The following is a 17,016-nucleotide window of genomic DNA, read 5'->3' on the forward strand; positions in this document are numbered from 1 at the left end:
CTTTTATGAATGTACAGCCTGGTTGCGCAGGACGTCTTTTTTCACCTTGCCGAGGTTGTTTTTCGGCAGTTCGTTAACGAATTCAACTTCAGGTATTTTGTAAGCGGACAGGCGCTCTTTACAAAATGCGATGACATCCTCTTCCGTTATGCGCTGGCCGCCATTTTTCACGATAAAAGCTTTCGGTTTTTCACCGTAAAGCGGGTCTGGTATTCCGACCACCGCCGTTTCAAGGATTCCCGGGATCTGCTGGATAACTTCTTCAACCTGATCAGGATAGACGTTATCGCCTCCGTAAATAATGACATCCTTGTAGCGTCCAGTGATGAAAATAAAGCCATCTTCATCCACATAGCCAGAATCTCCGGTTCTGAACCATCCGTTTTGCAGCACTTTCGCTGTTGCTTCAGGGTTGTCTTCATAGCCTTTAAATAAGAATGGAGTATGAACAACGATTTCGCCTATTTCTCCTTGGGGGAGTTCTTCTCCCGTCAGAGGATCTTCGACTTTGACTTTAACGCCTTCCACAGGTTTCCCCGCAGATGCCGCTTTATCCATTCCCATATCAGGCACCCATGTGCTGATTGCCCAAGCCTCAGTACTTCCATAGCCATGCGCGAGCGGAATGCCGATATCAAGATAGCGGCGGATTAGGCTGCTCGGCACTTTTGTTCCGCCTGTCATTAAAATAACAAGCGACGATAAGTCAGTTTGGTGCGTTTCCCACGCTTCAAGCAAATACGTGTAAAACACAGGAAGAGCCATCACGGTCTGAATTTTCTCTTCTTCAATGACCTTCAGCATGTGAACAGGATCTTGATCCTTTGTGAACACAAAGGTTGTTCCTGCAAACGTTCCAAGCATGATGCAAATGAGCGCACTCGTATGATAAATCGGATGGCACGCGAGAAAACGAAGGCCCTTCATGCGTGTTACTGAGCTGTTGGATTTTTTGACGTATCTGTATATGCCGCCATGTGTGATCATGCATCTTTTCGGGTTTCCCGTTGTGCCAGACGTGAACATGAGAAGTGCTGTATCATCTGGGGAAACCATTTCCGTTTCCGGCAATTGATCAGGACCGGCAAACAGCGCTTCAAATTCAGCAGATGTTTCGTAAGCTGTTCCTGTCTCCATTGTTAAACACAGTGAGGACAATTCAGGAAGAATTTCATCCAGCGTCTCTTTAAACTCCGCTCCGTAAAACATCGCTTTCGGTTCACTTGCTTTTAAAATGCCTGTCATTTCATATGGTTTCAGCTGCCAGCTGACAGGTACAACAACAGCACCTATTTCAAGCGCGGCGAACATAACAGTTGATGCGGGATGGCCGTTTTTGCAAAGCAATGCAACACGGTCGCCCTTTTGAATTCCTTTTTGCAGCATGGCATTCGCCAGCTGATTAATCCGTTTACGGTAACCTTTATATGTCAGTGTATGGTCTCCGCTTTTTACAGCCTCTATTTCTTCGCTATCCGGCATGTCATGCAGAATCAGATGCTGTAATGTTTCCATATCGTCATCTCCTATATTCTCTTGAATCTTCAATAATTTGTTAGATTTTCTTCCTTACCTCACCCATTTTAACCCAAAAAAGATAACTTGTAAAACTATTTCATTTTGGAATTATTCCAATACTGAATGATAAAATAGTCCCACATTTTCTTATTTTGTTCCCCGTCCACAGAAAAACACACGCCAATTTTTTGACGTGTGCCATGAAGGATTACAGTATGTTTTTTTCTTTCATCCAAGTGAAAAATATGCGGTTTAACCGCTGATACAATTCTTGTTCTCCTTCTTCCTGAAATCCCGCCACGCTTTCTCCGCTCTCGATAATTGCCGAGCTGATCGCGCTTAAAATTTCCGAGCCTTCAGCAGATAATGAACCAGGCGCCATCATGACGAGGATGCGTGTCATGCTGAGGGTATTTCCGTCCATGCCATCCACTTCATAGGAGGTGCTGAGATCAAACATTTTGAAAAAAGGCAGGACGATTTCATCATTTTTGAGATGATAAAGCGCCATGTTTGTTCCCGGGATGCCCAATCCCCCTTGTTTCTCCCGCTCAGCCAGGCAAACCGCGGCTTTTTCCGGATCACGGATCAAGCCATCCTTCTTCAGCTGCTGAAAAAGTTCTAACAGCAGCATGCTATGATCCGGGTTTGTTTTGAGTTGAGTTAGTGAAAAATGGCGTAAAACATCTTGAATAACCTCCATATACCGACCTATGCTTTCCGCCGCTTCCAGCATATCAGGTGCATCAGCTTGCTGCGTTTCTTCCTTGGGGCTTCTTTTTTTGTTAAGAATAAGGGGAATTTTCCGCTTGATATACTGCTTGACCTGGTTTGCGTCTTCCTCATTTAATAGCGGGCTGACCATGATGTAATCAATGTTTTCATAAGGAATCGGAACAGTGGATACAATCATATCATACGCTTGAACATCCTTCCCCTTTAGCTCGATCAGGGATGACATATCAAACGATTCAATTTCCGGCAGCTCTTTCTTCAGCCTTGAGGCAAGCATTTTCGAAGAGCCGATCCCGCTTGAGCAGACGACAAGCGCTTTCACTTTTGCTTCTTCTTTTTTGATTTCAAGAGCCGAGCCAAAGTGAAGAACGATAAAAGCGATTTCATCATCAGAAAAGGACATGCCCGGAAAATATCTTTCGACGCCTTCTTCAATTGCCATGTAAAGCAGAAAATAATCGTGCTTAATCTGTTCCTTCATCGGATTGTATATCTCAATATTTTCTTTTATGCGACTGACGGCCGGCTCCAAATGGGCGATCAAGCCTTCATATAAAGAGTAGTTTTTCGTGAGATCCATTCGGATTTTATCTGATATAAAGGCAATGAGCCGCTTTGTTTGCAAGGCTGTTTCCAGCTCAATTTCCTGCGCTTTGTATTCTGTTTTGTATTTTCGATTGGCGCTTCGAAGGTGGATTGTAATATAGCCGACCTCCGCCTCCGGTATCGTCACGCCGAAGGCTCGTTCAAGCTCGCCTGCGATTTCAAGAGCCGAGCTGTATTCTCTCGCATTCTTCATCTCCTCAAGCTCATTTTGCTCCATGGTGATGGTTTCCCCAAGCTTAATCCGTTCGATCGCATACGTCAGATGGACGACGAGCGCTATATAGGAGCTGTCGGACAATGAAAAAGCGATTTTTTCCTTCAGCTGAAATAAGATGCGCTCCATTTTTAGCAGCTCACCTTTGCTGACAACACCGAACATTTTCTCTGAAGAATCAGGTTTTCCTTTGATGTTTAATTCAACCGCTTCCAAAAACATTTGGATGTCGAGGCGGTTCACAATCAAGTTGCCGACAATTTTCCGTTTCGCATTCTCCGGCCCTATGAGCTGGATGCCAAAACCTCTTTTGCGGATCAGAGTCAATCCGAAGGGAGAAATCCATTTCTCCAGCTCGTCTAAGTCATAGCTGACCGTGGCATTTGTCACCTGAAGATCATGAGCAAGCGTGTACAGTTTGACGGGCTCTTGAGACTCTAATAGCGAACAGAGAATGAGCAGTTTCCTTTCGTCCGCGCTGTATTCATGCTGTTCATATGATAAATCGGTGAGCAGCTTTTGTTTATCTTCGGGACTTCCCACTGCTTTCAACCCTTTGCCGGGCTGTTTATCAAGCGTAAGCCCGACGGTTTCCATCAGCGGCTTAATTGATTTGAGCTCCCTGTGAATGGTTCTCGTGCTGACCTCCATCAGCTCAGCAAGCTCAGTTACGGTTATATATCTATTTTGTAATAACAAGTGCTTTAACAGCTTTTGTTCTCTGGCAGTCATATACATAAAAAAAGACCTCCTAGACAATCTTGATGTGCGGATGAAGTCGCAAGGAGATGCAGTAGAGGATATAGAGAGGTTTCCTTTTAATATAAAACGCTTTCACAAAAGAATCAATCAGTTATAAATGGTAATTTGGCACTAAGTGGTGTGACAACATTGAAAAAGCATCAGCTGGTAAGCTGATGCTTTTTATGGAATATCGTAACCCTGTACGGCTGTAAAAATACGAAACCATTGATCTTGGTCAAGCTTGTATGACATCGCGTTTATCGCGGCGGTAATCCGCTCGCGCTTTCCGCTTCCGACAATCGGCATGATGTTTGCCGGATGCGTATACAGCCATGCGTACATGACCTCGTCCAAAGAAGCGGCGCCGATTTCTGCTTGAACGGATTCAAGCGCCGTGCGGACACGCCGGTCTTTTTCCGTGTCACCAGTGAAAACTTTGCCGCCTGCCAGAGGCGACCAAGCCATCGGTGGTATCCGTTTTTCCTGACAGAGGTTCAAAGTGCCGTCGCGCACATTTTCTAATTCATATGCGGAAAGCTCAATCTGGTTGGTCACGAGCTTCTCAGGCAAATACGATTCCAGCATCCGATACTGGTGATCTTTAAAATTTGAAACACCAAAGTACCTGACCTTGCCAGAGCATTTCAGCGCTTGAAACGCCTCTGCTACCCCCTCCGGATCCATGAGCGGGTCCGGTCTGTGAATCAACAGCACATCGATATAATCCGTCCTAAGGTTCATAAGTGATTGCTCAACGGATGCCAAAATATGCGATTTGCTTGTGTTATAATGATGCGATCTGTGAGCTGGCCGTTCAGGCGATTCAAGAACGATGCCGCATTTTGTGACCAGCTCTATGTTTTCTCTTAATCCGGGCGAAAGGGCAAGGGCGTTTCCAAACAGCTTTTCGCACGTATAGCCCCCATAAATATCCGCATGATCAAAGGTCGTGATGCCGTGATCGATACACCATTCAATGAGACTCAGCAGTTCAGCATCTGAATAGTTCCATTCATTCAGCCGCCAAAGGCCGTGTATGACTCTTGAAAATTGAAGATCCTCCGCCAATTGAATACGTTGCATGCAAAATCCCTCTTTTCCTTGTATAAACCGGGTTTTGCCCCTTACTAGTTCATTCGGCCTCAGATCCCCTTTTTCCTTTCGCCCCTTTTAAAAAGACATTTTAATTCGATTGAAATTGCTTTTTCGCTTTCTCAACGACGTAGTGGCTGCCGCCGCGGTCCTGCACATTTTGGATCATCATGGCGACAAGCAGGTCTTTGTTTTTGTAATCGTAGCCGACAAACCAGCCATTTTCCGCGCCATCCTTATCATCTTTGGATGTTTTCAGCTCGGCTGTTCCTGTTTTTCCGGCCACTGTGATTCCTTTCACGACAGGCTGATAGGCTGATCCGCGCTCATCCTCGACAACGCCCTTCAGACCTTTTGTAATGTCTGCCGCTCCTTCCTTGGTGACCACTTGCTTGTGCCAAACATCAGCTGTTTGCGAGTCTTTTTTGATCAGCGTCGGTTTGACAAGGTCTCCATTGTCAACAAATGGCGTGTAAGCAGCTGCCAAGTGAAGCGGAGACATTTGCATTTGCCCTTGTCCGTAGCCTGTATCCGCAAGCAAAATGTCTGAATCAAACTTGTCATTTGCAATAGACGATTTCTGGATCGGGAATTCATACGGAATGTCCTCTGAAAAACCGAATGTCTTCAAGCCTTTTGTGAAGGTGTCCGCTCCCATATCAAGCGCATTCTGGGCAAAATAAATATTGTCTGACGTAATAAGGGCATTTTCCAAATCGACTTGCTGAAGTCTCTCAGACACACGTGTCACTGAATAGCCGCCCCAGCTCGAATCTTTTTGCCACTCCTTACCTTTGATTGTTTTCTTTTCATCGGCTTTAAGGGTGCCGTTTTTGATTCCAATAGCAGCCGCAATCGGTTTAATCGTGGAACCTGGTGCATATGTCTTATTGAATTTCGCTGAAAACGGGTTGTTTTTATCTTTGTTTAGCTTTTTCCATTCCTTATCGTTCCAGCCGAAAATAAACCCGTTCGGATCATAGGAAGGTGCGCTGACAAGTGCAAGTGTTTCGCCTGTCTTCGGCTGCAGCGCGACTGCCGTCCCGCTGTCATCCTTGAGTTCATCATACAGCTTCGTTTGCGTTTTAATATCAATTGTAAGATGAAGATCCTCGCCGTCCTTTGCTTTCTTTTCAGCGATGACTTCCCCGGTTTGCGGCACGTAAATTTTCCAGCCAGTTGTGCCTCTTAGCTTGTCTTCATACACATTTTCAAGTCCGGCGATGCCGATGTTAGACGTATCGCTGTACGTTCCTGCTTTCTTTTTCTTTAGTTCTTCCGCTGTAATGGCGCGGACATACCCTGTCAAATGGGCTGTCTTTTCGCCATACGGATAGTAGCGGGAGCTGACATTCGTTCTTGTTACGCCTTGTAATGACGTCGCTTCAGAAACTAACTTCTCCTGGTCAGGCTTGACCTTTTTGAGCGGCACAAACGAATCGTCTTTTACCCAGCCTTGATCCAGCTTTTTCTTGATATCGTCTTCAGTCAAATCAAGTTTTTTGGCGAGCTCTTTTATGACTTTCTCTTTTTTATCGCCAAGCTCTCCGGGAACAATCCCGATTTCCGGAACATCTGTATTGACGGCTAAGCCTTTTCCATTTTTATCGTAAATTTGGCCTCGTTTCGGTTCAATGCTCATAATTTGCACGGTTTTGTCGTCAGCCAGCTGTTTGAAAATAAACGATGGGTCCCAATCTATATTCCATGACTCCTCGTCATCTGTTTTTTCTAATTTCAGCACAGCAGTATTTTTGAAGCTGACTTTGCCGGCATTTGTGTTCATGCTGACTTTATACGGGATATGTTTCATTGTCTTGTTGTCTTGATCGTCCTTATCTACTTCTCCCGCAGTGACTTTCAAATCTTTTACGCCGGCCTGCTCATAGATGGCTTTATACCTGTTGACGAAATCTTTTTTGGAGATTTCTTTTTTGACATCTTTAGTCAGGCTTTGATACATGTCATCGAATTGCTGATCGTTCCACTGTTTCACGAATGCTTCCATGCGATCCTCTGGTGAATCTGTTTTGGAGCATCCGATCAATCCAATCAACCCGACGCATAGAAATACTAGTAGAATACACTTTTTTAACATGACTTTCCCCTGCCTTCCACTTGTTATTTTCTCTTAATTGAATTGGTGCGTGCAAGATTTTTTTGAAAATGAAGGAAAAGTTCACCGATTTTGCAGAAATCTCCTATCGTTTGCTGTAGACTATTTGAAAAGACAGAAAGAAGGGATAGCATGGTCAGAGAGGCAGCAATGCTTCACATTAAAGAAGGGCTTGAACAAGAGTTTGAGGCGGCGTTCCGGCAAGCGGCGCCGATCATTTCCAGCATGAAGGGCTATATCACTCACTCGTTATCAAAATGCATGGAGGAAACACATAAATATCTGCTTCTTGTGGAGTGGGAAACACTTGAGGACCATACGGAAGGCTTTCGCGGTTCTTCAGAGTATCAAGAGTGGAAAGCCTTGCTTCATCGGTTCTATACCCCGTTCCCGACGGTCGAGCATTTTCAGGATGTGTAATAGATTTATATAATATGAAGTGTAAAACCGATAAGGGAGACAGACCATACAAAAACGGCGGTATAAATATTAAAAGCGCCTGAGCCGTCATTTTCTTTTTTGCGTTCTTCAAGCCCCTGCATAAACATGACTGCACCAAGGAAAACAAGCATAACCGATTGGATAACAGAGGTGTGTTCCGTATATTTAAAAGCAATAAGCGCCAATAAAATAATGATAACCGCAAAGGACATTTTAACAATGCGAAACAAAAGGACCATCCTTCCTTATATACGAAATATTGAACGTTATGGCTATATTTGCCTACGCCCTCCATTATTCTAGCGCACTTTTTGGGGATGTAGAACAGAAGAAAGGGAATTTTAAGTTTCTTTTAATATTTCGATCACACATAAAAAACGCGCCTGTCATGAGGCGCGTTTTCTATGAAACTGACAATTCTTTATAGCCTAACTTGTGAACGGCTTCAGCCATCGCTTGATAGCCTTTGCTGTTCGGATGGACACCGTCAAAGGACAGGTATTCCTGCTCCTTGCCTTTGAAGATGCTGTAGGCATCCGCGATTTTGACATGGGGTGCTGATGCAAGTGTTGCTAAATGTGAATTGAAGGATGTGATCCATTTGCCGGCGATTTCAATGCTGGGAAACGGGTTGTATAAGTTGAACACACGGATGGCGTACGGGGAAGGGTTTTCTCCTTTGATCTCGGCGATCTTGGCAATCATCTTTTCAAAATTCTCATGGCAATGGGCGGATACACGGCTGAAAATTGTTTCATCCTTAGAGGTTTGGTAGGCTAAGACCGAATCGATAAGATCGTTTCCGCAGCCTGTGATCGTTATCATATCAGCATCTCGTATGCATTTTTGCACATAGGAATATGACAGGAGCCCCAAAATCTCCTCTGTATTCAGGCCTGATCTGGCAAATATGGCTATTGCCGTTTTTGTTTTCAAGTCAGCTGACATCATGTCTCCAAAACGCTGGACGAAGCCGGGTGAAAACAGCCCGGAACCTCTCCCTGTCGTCAAGGAATCGCCCAAAGCTGTATATCGAAGCACCATGTTCTTTCCTCCACTCCTGAACGTCGATACGTTAATGTACGCAGCAGAGTAAAGATTGGCTACTTATGTATATCCTATTTTTCTTGAAATCTGTAAAGCGGCGTCCTTCACCTTTTCTGTTAAATAGGGCAGCCTGTCTTCTGTAAATCTCGCTTCAAAGCCTGCGATGCTAATGCCAGCTGCCACCTGGCGCTTATGGTTAAAAATCGGGGCGCCGATCGCCGCCGTATAGTTTTCGAGTTCTGAATAGCTGACAGTATAGCCATTTTGAACAGAGGCATCAATCTCCTGAAGCAGCTTTTCGGGATCGGTAATCGTTCCGGAGCCAATTGAAATGAGTTCAGTTTGTTTGATGTATGCTTCGATTTCTTCACGGGGAAGAAAGGACAGAATGCTTCTGGCGCACGCTCCCGCATACAGTGGGGAACGCCTGCCGATTGCCGTATACAGCCGTACAGTCTGTGTTCCTTCTATTTTCTCAACGTATATCGCTTCATTGCCGTCCCTCATGATCAACTGCACGGCCTCGTCCACTTCCCGGCACAGCTCTTCCATCACGGGTTTCGCTATTTTTCTGATATCCAGCCTGTCAGCGACAAGCTGTCCGAATTCCAAAAACACCAACCCCAGCGAATAAGCGCCGGACGCATCCCGACTGAGGAACCCCATTTCCTCCAAGGAGCTGACCATCCGGTGAACAGAGGTCTTCGGCATTCCTGTCAGCGCCACCAGTTCACTTAAGGTCAGGCTTGGTTTATGCAAAAACAAATTAAGCAGCGCCATAGATTTGACTACGGTTTTATTTTTATTCTGCATCCTTCATCCCCTTTGCTATGTCAGCCATTCCATCTTCATTCTCGTTTTCAGTTCTTTTATATGCTGTTCCCGTTCTACCGCAAGCGCTTCTGCTTCCTGAAGGGACACAGGCTCAAACTGGACGTGCTCGCCCGGCATGATTTGGGAAACAATCGGAAGATCGGCGGATATGATGTGCGCGATCCTCGGATAGCCGCCAGTCGTCTGCCGGTCTGCAAGCAGGATAATCGGGTTGCCGTCAGGCGGCACCTGAACTGTTCCAAACGAAACCGCTTCTGACACCATCTCAAGCGAGGCTTTCAGTTCGAGCGGCTCTCCTTTGAGCCTGTAGCCCATACGGTCGGATTGCGGCGTGACACGAAATGTTTCTTGATAAAAACGCGTTTTTGATTCTTCTGTGAAAAAGGCGAATTGCTTTCCTTCCAGCACCCGAATGATGGGATTCTTCTTCAGCGGCAGAAATCTGCTGCGGCTGACCGACCACTTCGGTGCTGCAAATCCCTGTTTTTCAAGCTGCGGACTTAAACGGGAAAGGATGGTTTGCGAAAGAGCTGACATCTCTCCAATAGACAGTTCATCTTCTTTTTGAAGCGCTCTGCCATGAAGTCCGCCGATGCCTGCTCTGACGTATGTGCTTTTACTTTCCATAACGGCAGGCACATTGATGCCGCCGGCTGCGGCTACATAAGCACGGCTGCCGAGCTTGCAGGGGCCAAAGCTGACCGTGCTGTTTTCCTTGACGAGCACAGGCTTCCATAAAGGCGCTTCCTCGTCATTAATACGCAGCGTGAAGTCCGCCCCTGTCACCGCAATCAGCGTCGTTTTTGCAAAATGAAACGACGGACCTGGCCCCATCATCGTTATTTCGAGACCTGCTTCATTTTCGCCGTTTCCGATCAGCAAATTGGCAATGCGCAGCGAAACCGTGTCCATGGCGCCGCTGGCCAAAACGCCGTATTTTTGGTAACCCGTTCTGCCTATATCCTGAACCGTTGTGAGCAGTCCGGGCTTTAATACTTTCATGCTCAATTGGACTCCTCCTTATAGGCGTGATAGTCTTCTTCTGAGATGCGAACGAATTTCACAGTATCTCCCGCCCGCAGCAATGTCGGCGGATTTTCCTGCGGCCGGAAAAGCGCCAGCGGCGTTTTGCCGATCAGCTGCCAGCCGCCCGGCGTTGAAATCGGATAAACACCTGTCTGCAATCCCGCAATACCGACCGAACCTGCGGGAATCGACGGTCTTGGCGATGATTTTCGCGGAGCTGCAATACGTTTTGACATCCCGCCTAGAAAAGGAAAACCAGGCGCGAATCCGAGCATATACACCACATATTCACCGCTTGTATGAATGTGGATCACTTCCTCCGGTGACAGCTGATTGATCTTCGCCACCTCTTCTAAATCAGGCCCGAATTCACCGCCATAGCAGACGGGAATTTCCACAATACGGCGGTTGACCTCATAATCTTCAGCTATTTCTACCAGCCGCTCTTCGACATCGCGCTTGACCTTCTCAAAAGGTGAGCTTATACCCCGAGGCAAATGCTTGTACACTTCATACATATCATAAAATACGGTTAGACTTGTAAAAGCCGGGATACATTCAATGAATCCCGGAAATGGCTGTTCTTCTATATAAGCGGCCGCGGCATGGACAATGCCGTTGACCTGTTCGTTGATTTCTTCTCCGAATCGGATCATCATTGCAGAATCACCGAGCTGTTCGATTTGATATCGTACAGTCATCTTTCTCACCTCTTTTAATTCTCGTTCATCAGGATGACGAGAGGTTACAGCACCGCAAGCGACTCGTCTCGAATATCTGTGATGAGCATATGCCCCGGCGCATGTGTGATGACCATTTCAGGTTTTACATTCATAGCCACGGCTTGCGGTGTCACTCCGCATGCCCAAAAAACAGGAACCTCGCCTTCACGAATGGAAACGGCATCTCCGAAATCCGGTTTGTCCAGATTGCGAATGCCGATTGCTCCCGGATTGCCGATATGGATCGGCCCTCCGTGCACAGCCGGAAAACGCGAGGTCACTTGTGCGGCACGTACAGCCAGCCGTTCAGGAACCGGTCTCATGCTGACAACCATCCGTCCGTGAAACGCCCCCGCCGGAACACAATCGATATTCGTTTGATACATCGGGACATTTGTCCCCTCATCAATATGCCGGACCGCTATCCCATTGTTGATCAGTGCCTGTTCAAAGGAGAAGCTGCATCCGATCAGAAAGCCGACAAAATCGTCCTCCCAGTATGGCGTAATATCAGATACTTCTTCCGTTAAGATACCGTGCCTGTAAATACGGTATTTCGGAAAGTCCGTTCTGATATCAGCATCCGGCGCAGCCAGAGACGGCACAGGCGAACCCGTTTCAGTCACATCGAGCACAGGGCAGGGCTTTTGATTTCGCTGGCAAAACAGCAGGAAATCAAAAGCAAGATCTTTCTTCAAAACCACAAGATTCGCTTGGGCATAGCCGCCGGACATGCCTGCGGTCGGCCCGTTTATTTTTCCCTCTCGTATCAGGGCGCGTACATCTTTTGGCGCCATTTTGTTTAATTGCTCCACTTATATCAGCTCCACAATTGAGGAAGTTGTGTACATAACGTGTAAATTCCCATAACTGCCATTACAATCACTACAAGCGCGCCTGTGCTTGTCAGCCATAGCGGATGCTTATAATCACCAACAATGTTTTTCTTGTAGGCGGCAACAAGCAGTGTTCCGAGTGCAATCGGCAAAATCAAGCCGTTCAGCGATCCGACAAGGACGAGGATCTTCGCAGGCTGTCCGATTGTGACAAAAGCTAACGTAGAAATCACAATAAATCCGATAATAATGCCGCGTGAATTCTTTTCAATTTTTGGAGAAAAGGTTTTGAAAAACGAAACAGATGTATAGGCTGCTCCAATCACAGATGTAATGGCCGCAGACCACATGATCAATCCGAAAATTTTATAACCGACATTTCCAGCAGCAAGCTTGAAGACTGAAGCCGCAGGGTTGCTTTCATCGATATGCAGGCCTTTTGAAACAACGCCAAGCACCGCAAGGAAAAGAGCGATCCGCATGACAGAGGTAATTAAAATGCCGACAACCGAGCTTTTTGTTACTTGGGGAATGGATTCCTTCCCTTTAATGCCTGCATCCAGCAAACGGTGTCCCCCGGCAAATGTGATATATCCGCCGACAGTTCCGCCCACCAGTGTAACAATAGCAAAAATACTGATGTGTTCAGGGGCAAACGTGTTCGCCACAGCATGTCCGACTGGCGGTGCAGACGTGATTGCGACATACAGCGTTAGGATGATCATGGCAAAGCCCGCGATTTGCGTAAAACGGTCCATCGCTTTTCCCGCTTCTTTAATGACAAAAATCAAAATGGCGATAACAGCGCTGATCAATGCGCCTGTTTCCGGTTTAATGCCGAACAGCACCTGAAGCCCCAGCCCGGCACCTCCGATATTCCCAATATTAAAGGCAAGCCCGCCAAGTACGACGAGAATGGCGATGAAATACCCCAGTCCCGGAAGCACCATATTCGCAATTTCCTGACCGCGTTTTCCAGAAACTGTGATGATGCGCCACACATTGGTTTGGGCAAAAATATCTAAAATAATAGAGATTAAGATGACAAAACCGAAGCTTGCCGCGAGTGTGTTTGTGAAAGTTGCAGTTTGGGTGAGGAAACCCGGTCCGATTGCTGAGGTTGCCATTAAAAAGGCGGCGCCCATCAGCAATGACCAGCTGCCCGCTTTTTTTCCTGCTGTTTTTTTCTCCTGCTCCATCTATTGTTCCTCCTTTATGTCGACTTCTGTTCTGAAATAGCTGTCACTTCAATTCCTGCCGCCTTAAGCTCTTTTCTGATTTTTCGGGCAAATGTCAGCGCATGGGCTCCATCTCCATGAATACAGACTGTATCTGCTTTTAATGACACATCATGTCCTTGCTGAGATTTGACCGCCCCTTCTTTCACCATTTTGATGACCTGGGTGACGGCGGCATCATCACTTTCAATGAGTGCGTCCGGTTGGGAGCGCGGTGTCAGCGTGCCGTCCGATTGGTATGTTCTGTCGGCGAACACTTCATTTGCGGTCTGAAGTCCGATCCGTTCTCCCGCTTTTACAAGCTCGCTCTCAGCAAGACCGAAAAGAATCAGGCCGGGATCAACCTTATAGACAGCTTTCGCGATCGCATCCGACAGTTTTTGATCGACTGCCGCCATATTGTATAAAGCGCCATGCGGCTTGACGTGCTGCATGTGAAGTCCCTCTGCTTTTAGAAAGCCAGAGAGCGCGCCAATTTGATAAATGACAAGATCATACGCTTCCTCAGGTGAAATCGCCATATTGCGGCGCCCAAAACCGAGTAAATCCGGCAAGCCCGGATGCGCGCCGATTTTCACACCTCTTTCTGCTGCAAGCGTGACGGTTTTTCGCATCACACTAGGATCTCCAGCATGAAATCCGCATGCGATATTCGCTGATGTCACATACTCTAAAATATCTTGGTCAAGGCCTATCTTGTAGGCTCCGAAGCTTTCTCCTAAATCACAGTTTAAATCAATTTGAAACACAGAATCCCTCCTGCCAAAGCAAACGATATGCTTTATGTATTTATTGTCCCGAAATTCGGAACGACTATTCCGAATTTTTGAACTTTATTTCATTATAAGTCAAGCATATTAGTTTGTGAAATACTTTTGTCAGAAAACCTACCATGGTCCCAGAAGAAAACCTGCCAAACAAAAAGAGAGTCCATCTTAGGACTCTCTTTTTTATAGTACCCAATGGCGAATCGCCTTAGCGACACCATCCTCAATATTTGTATCCGTGATCCAATCAGCCGTTTCTTTCACGATGTCTTGCGCATTACCCATTGCGACGCCCAGACCCGCTTCTTTAATCATCGCGATGTCATTGAGGCTGTCGCCCATCGCCATCACATTCTCCATCGCAAAGCCGAGTTTTTCCGTAACCTTGGCAAGGGCTGCCGCTTTGTTGATGCCGAGCGCGTTGACTTCAATGTTTGTCGGACTTGAATTTGTGATTTCGAGCTCTTTGTTTTTTTTCAGCTCCTCCAGCACTTCGTTTCGGATGTCGTCATCCTCGATGTCAAAGCCGAATTTGAGCCATTCATGATCCGTAATGTTTTCCGGAAACTCGCCTCTCCATACTTTGTTCACGGTAGAAGCCCAGAAATTGGTGTTGTGTTTATTCCGCAAATCCCACATCATTTGAATATGGTCTGTATGGAGCAGCTTCCGTTCCACCAAATTAAAATCCGAGTCCCAGATTTCACTGCCGTTTGCCGTGATTAGAAAGGATGACAGATTCAGCGACTCGGCCAGCTCCCGGCACGTCATCAGCGTCCGGCCCGTGCTGATTACCACATACACACCTTTATCCTCCGCTTCACGAATGGCTTTGCGGTTTTCCTCCGAGATCAGCTGCTCGTCGTTCAGCAATGTTCCATCCATATCAATTGCGATCAGCTTGATATCTACATCTTCTCTTTGAACAGACATATATGTACCTCTCTTTATCTTTTTGTTGTGCTTCTCTCTATTCTAATACATTATACCCAGCGGGACAAAAAAGCGATTTCCCATGTTTGAGGTGAACTGATAAGAGGAAAACAAACGGTGAGGTGATCAAACATGGCAGAAAGAAAACAGCAAAACAAACCAAATGAAAATCCCGAGCACAACGACTTAACCGATCCAATTCCTAATGAAGAGCTGAAGGAAAATATGAATGATGAAAAACACAAACGCCAGCAAAGAGATGACTCTCAAAGCGAACGGGATTACGACACAAAATAGAACCCCTCACAAAATGTTGTGAAGGGTTTTTTTCATTTTTCAATATAGATGCCGATTTCAGCTTCAGCAACAGGCTGCTCCCCTACTGACGCCTTGGCATGTCCGAACACAAATCCGCGCCGATTGCGCGTGACTTCAAACGTAAGATCAAGCCGGTCACCAGGCACAGCCGCTCCCAGCTTTTCTGCTTTCTTCACCGAAGACAATAACCCCAAGCTGTTCTCATCTGTAATTCCTGTAAAAGCAGCGGTTTGCGCTAGCGCTTCAATCACAAGTGAAAACGGCATTTCTGTTTGGGCATCAGTGATAAACCAGTCATTCTCACTAATTCGTTTATAAGCTGCCGCGTGTTTGCCGGGCTCGCTATCCGTCACGCCATCAATAAATAAAAACGGGTAGCGGTGAGGCAAAGATAATGGGTTCATTGTATATCTCCTTTTTTTGACCATTATATATCAGCCTAAAGCGTAACGATAGGATATAATGGAAAAAACACAAAAGGAGGCCGTTATGTCCCCAAAACCGCTTGTCATTCTTGTCCACGAAATATACGGTGTAAACAGCCATATGAAAAAGATGGCCCGGCTGATCAACATGGCTGGATATGACGTGCTGACGCCCAACTTGCTCGAACCGGAAGAAGTCTACACACTGCTAGAGGAAAAAACGGCATACGAACAATTTACAAAACATGAACGGCTGAAAACGGGAGAAACCATCATCCAGAATGTGATCAGGCAAAATGCCGGACGGCACATCTTTGTGATTGGATTCAGCGTAGGGGCTACCATCGCATGGAAATGCAGCAGTATGCCCGAGGTAAGCGGAACTGTTTGTTATTACGGTTCCCGGATACGTGATTCTCTTCACCACGTGCCAGCCTGCCCGGTCCTATTGTTTTTCCCTTCTTATGAGCCATCGTTTGACGTGGCGCTTCTGATCAAAAAACTTCAGGAGAAACAGCATGCCCATCTGAAGATTTATCAATTTGATGCGCTTCACGGCTTCGCCAATCCTGATTCTGTTTATTTCGACAGGGCCCTTTTCTTCAAAACGCTTTCCATCATAAAAAACGGGGCGGAAAAACGTCTCCGCCCTGCTTCATCATCATTTTTTTAAACGTGCCCGGCGCTTTTTTATCAGTGCCGTCATACGTTCCATGTACTTTTTGCATTGCGTTTTATTTTGCCTGTCTCATCTCACCGAATGGATAAAAGACGAGAGATTCAGTACCGATGATATCTTCCTCAGAAGGCATGCCCATTCCATTTCTGCTATCTAGTGAATTGAGACGGTTATCTCCCATTACAAAATATTTACCGGAAGGCACCTCAACTTCGAAGTCGCCTGTTAAGGTTCCACCCGACTTTTCGACCTCTTGTTTCTGTTCCTTTAAGTACGGTTCTTCCACCTTTTTATCATTTATGTATAGCTGATCATTCTTCATTTTGATGCTGTCACCAGGCAAACCGATTAAACGTTTGACAAAAGAGCGGCCGCTCATTTTGTCATGAATGACTATGATGTCGCCTCTATGAAACCCGCCAGTCCATTTGACTGCTTTGTCAACCAGAATTCTTTCTGAATCTTTAAGCGTTGGGGCCATCGATGAGCCTTCAACGAGAAAGGGCTTGTAAAACACCAATCTGATCGTAAAAATGAGAGCTGCAATCATAACGATACTGAGTACAACGATCCATTTGATTTTTATTTTTTTCTTTAACGTGATTGTTTTTGCATTCAACTTCCTTCACCCAGTGCTTTCCTAATAATTCCAAATTATTATACAGCATTTGGATCAGCTTGGTTAGACTTTTGGGGAAATTTTCGTAAGGAAATGGACAGGCCGG

The 17,016-nt window shown here is 46.1% G+C and carries 18 protein-coding genes; 3 read left to right on the plus strand and 15 right to left on the minus strand.

Translation table 11 applies throughout. The features are described 5' to 3' along the window. Nucleotides 1–3 precede the first annotated feature (3 nt). The 4 genes from NZD81_RS17595 to pbpC all read right to left on the minus strand — a co-directional run bounded on the left by NZD81_RS17595 (nt 4) and on the right by pbpC (nt 7,007). Nucleotides 4–1,515 (minus strand): class I adenylate-forming enzyme family protein, encoded by a 1,512-nt coding sequence (locus NZD81_RS17595; protein ID WP_289861025.1) that lies wholly within the window; start codon nt 1,513–1,515, stop codon nt 4–6. A gap of 211 nt (nt 1,516–1,726) precedes the next feature. Then, complete coding sequence (gene mtlR, locus NZD81_RS17600; RefSeq protein ID WP_289861026.1) at nt 1,727–3,811, minus strand: mannitol operon transcriptional activator MtlR; 2,085 nt, start codon at nt 3,809–3,811, stop codon at nt 1,727–1,729. A gap of 186 nt (nt 3,812–3,997) precedes the next feature. Next, the gene (locus NZD81_RS17605; RefSeq protein ID WP_069148970.1) at nt 3,998–4,900 is read right to left on the minus strand and encodes an aldo/keto reductase; all 903 of its coding nucleotides are present in this window, start codon (nt 4,898–4,900) and stop codon (nt 3,998–4,000) included. A gap of 100 nt (nt 4,901–5,000) precedes the next feature. Continuing rightward, nucleotides 5,001–7,007: a penicillin-binding protein 3 gene (pbpC, locus tag NZD81_RS17610; RefSeq protein WP_289861027.1), complete on the minus strand. Its 2,007-nt coding sequence runs from the start codon at nt 7,005–7,007 to the stop codon at nt 5,001–5,003. 150 nt (nt 7,008–7,157) lie between these two features. On the opposite strand from pbpC, the gene NZD81_RS17615 reads away from it, so the two are divergent. Further along, nucleotides 7,158–7,445 carry an antibiotic biosynthesis monooxygenase family protein gene (locus tag NZD81_RS17615; protein WP_069839882.1) on the plus strand — a complete coding sequence of 96 codons (288 nt, stop codon included), beginning with the start codon at nt 7,158–7,160 and terminating at the stop codon, nt 7,443–7,445. Between the two features lie 5 nt (nt 7,446–7,450). On the opposite strand, the gene NZD81_RS17620 is transcribed toward NZD81_RS17615, so the two are convergent. The 9 genes from NZD81_RS17620 to NZD81_RS17660 form a co-directional block, all read right to left on the minus strand. Continuing rightward, complete coding sequence (locus tag NZD81_RS17620; protein WP_014662805.1) at nt 7,451–7,696, minus strand: YczI family protein; 246 nt, start codon at nt 7,694–7,696, stop codon at nt 7,451–7,453. Between the two features lie 172 nt (nt 7,697–7,868). Next, nucleotides 7,869–8,510 carry a spore germination lipase LipC gene (lipC, locus tag NZD81_RS17625; RefSeq protein WP_014662804.1) on the minus strand — a complete coding sequence of 214 codons (642 nt, stop codon included), beginning with the start codon at nt 8,508–8,510 and terminating at the stop codon, nt 7,869–7,871. 63 nt (nt 8,511–8,573) lie between these two features. Then, nucleotides 8,574–9,326, minus strand: a complete 753-nt coding sequence (locus NZD81_RS17630) for an IclR family transcriptional regulator (RefSeq protein ID WP_014475834.1) — start codon at nt 9,324–9,326, stop codon at nt 8,574–8,576. Nucleotides 9,327–9,341: 15 nt separating this feature from the next. After that, nucleotides 9,342–10,349 carry a 5-oxoprolinase subunit PxpC gene (pxpC, locus tag NZD81_RS17635; protein ID WP_082033075.1) on the minus strand — a complete coding sequence of 336 codons (1,008 nt, stop codon included), beginning with the start codon at nt 10,347–10,349 and terminating at the stop codon, nt 9,342–9,344. A 2-nt stretch (nt 10,350–10,351) separates the two neighbouring features. After that, the gene (gene pxpB / locus NZD81_RS17640) at nt 10,352–11,074 is read right to left on the minus strand and encodes a 5-oxoprolinase subunit PxpB (RefSeq protein WP_040084154.1); all 723 of its coding nucleotides are present in this window, start codon (nt 11,072–11,074) and stop codon (nt 10,352–10,354) included. A 44-nt stretch (nt 11,075–11,118) separates the two neighbouring features. After that, nucleotides 11,119–11,892 (minus strand): putative hydro-lyase, encoded by a 774-nt coding sequence (locus tag NZD81_RS17645; RefSeq protein ID WP_080478305.1) that lies wholly within the window; start codon nt 11,890–11,892, stop codon nt 11,119–11,121. Nucleotides 11,893–11,915: 23 nt separating this feature from the next. Further along, complete coding sequence (locus tag NZD81_RS17650; RefSeq protein WP_289861028.1) at nt 11,916–13,130, minus strand: NRAMP family divalent metal transporter; 1,215 nt, start codon at nt 13,128–13,130, stop codon at nt 11,916–11,918. A gap of 14 nt (nt 13,131–13,144) precedes the next feature. Then, the gene (gene pxpA, locus NZD81_RS17655) at nt 13,145–13,918 is read right to left on the minus strand and encodes a 5-oxoprolinase subunit PpxA (protein WP_014662798.1); all 774 of its coding nucleotides are present in this window, start codon (nt 13,916–13,918) and stop codon (nt 13,145–13,147) included. 201 nt (nt 13,919–14,119) lie between these two features. Then, on the minus strand, nt 14,120–14,869 hold the full coding sequence (locus NZD81_RS17660; RefSeq protein WP_040084155.1) for a Cof-type HAD-IIB family hydrolase: 750 nt from the start codon (nt 14,867–14,869) through the stop codon (nt 14,120–14,122). A 132-nt stretch (nt 14,870–15,001) separates the two neighbouring features. Between NZD81_RS17660 and NZD81_RS17665 the strand changes: the two genes are divergently transcribed. Then, entirely contained in the window at nt 15,002–15,166 is a 165-nt protein-coding gene (locus NZD81_RS17665; protein WP_052438188.1) for a hypothetical protein, read from the plus strand. A gap of 32 nt (nt 15,167–15,198) precedes the next feature. Here NZD81_RS17665 and NZD81_RS17670 read toward each other — a convergent pair whose 3' ends face one another. Continuing rightward, the gene (locus NZD81_RS17670; protein ID WP_014662795.1) at nt 15,199–15,591 is read right to left on the minus strand and encodes a 3-hydroxyacyl-ACP dehydratase FabZ family protein; all 393 of its coding nucleotides are present in this window, start codon (nt 15,589–15,591) and stop codon (nt 15,199–15,201) included. An 85-nt stretch (nt 15,592–15,676) separates the two neighbouring features. Here NZD81_RS17670 and NZD81_RS17675 point away from each other — a divergent pair, with 85 nt between their 5' ends. Beyond that, a complete protein-coding gene (locus NZD81_RS17675) occupies nt 15,677–16,285 on the plus strand; it encodes a dienelactone hydrolase family protein (protein ID WP_040084156.1) in 609 nt (202 codons plus the stop codon). A gap of 61 nt (nt 16,286–16,346) precedes the next feature. On the opposite strand, the gene sipU is transcribed toward NZD81_RS17675, so the two are convergent. After that, nucleotides 16,347–16,910 (minus strand): signal peptidase I sipU, encoded by a 564-nt coding sequence (gene sipU / locus NZD81_RS17680; protein ID WP_069148962.1) that lies wholly within the window; start codon nt 16,908–16,910, stop codon nt 16,347–16,349. Nucleotides 16,911–17,016 lie beyond the last annotated feature (106 nt).

The organism is Bacillus sp. B.PNR1, assembly GCF_030386235.1.
Classification (GTDB): Bacteria; Bacillota; Bacilli; order Bacillales; family Bacillaceae; genus Bacillus; species Bacillus stercoris.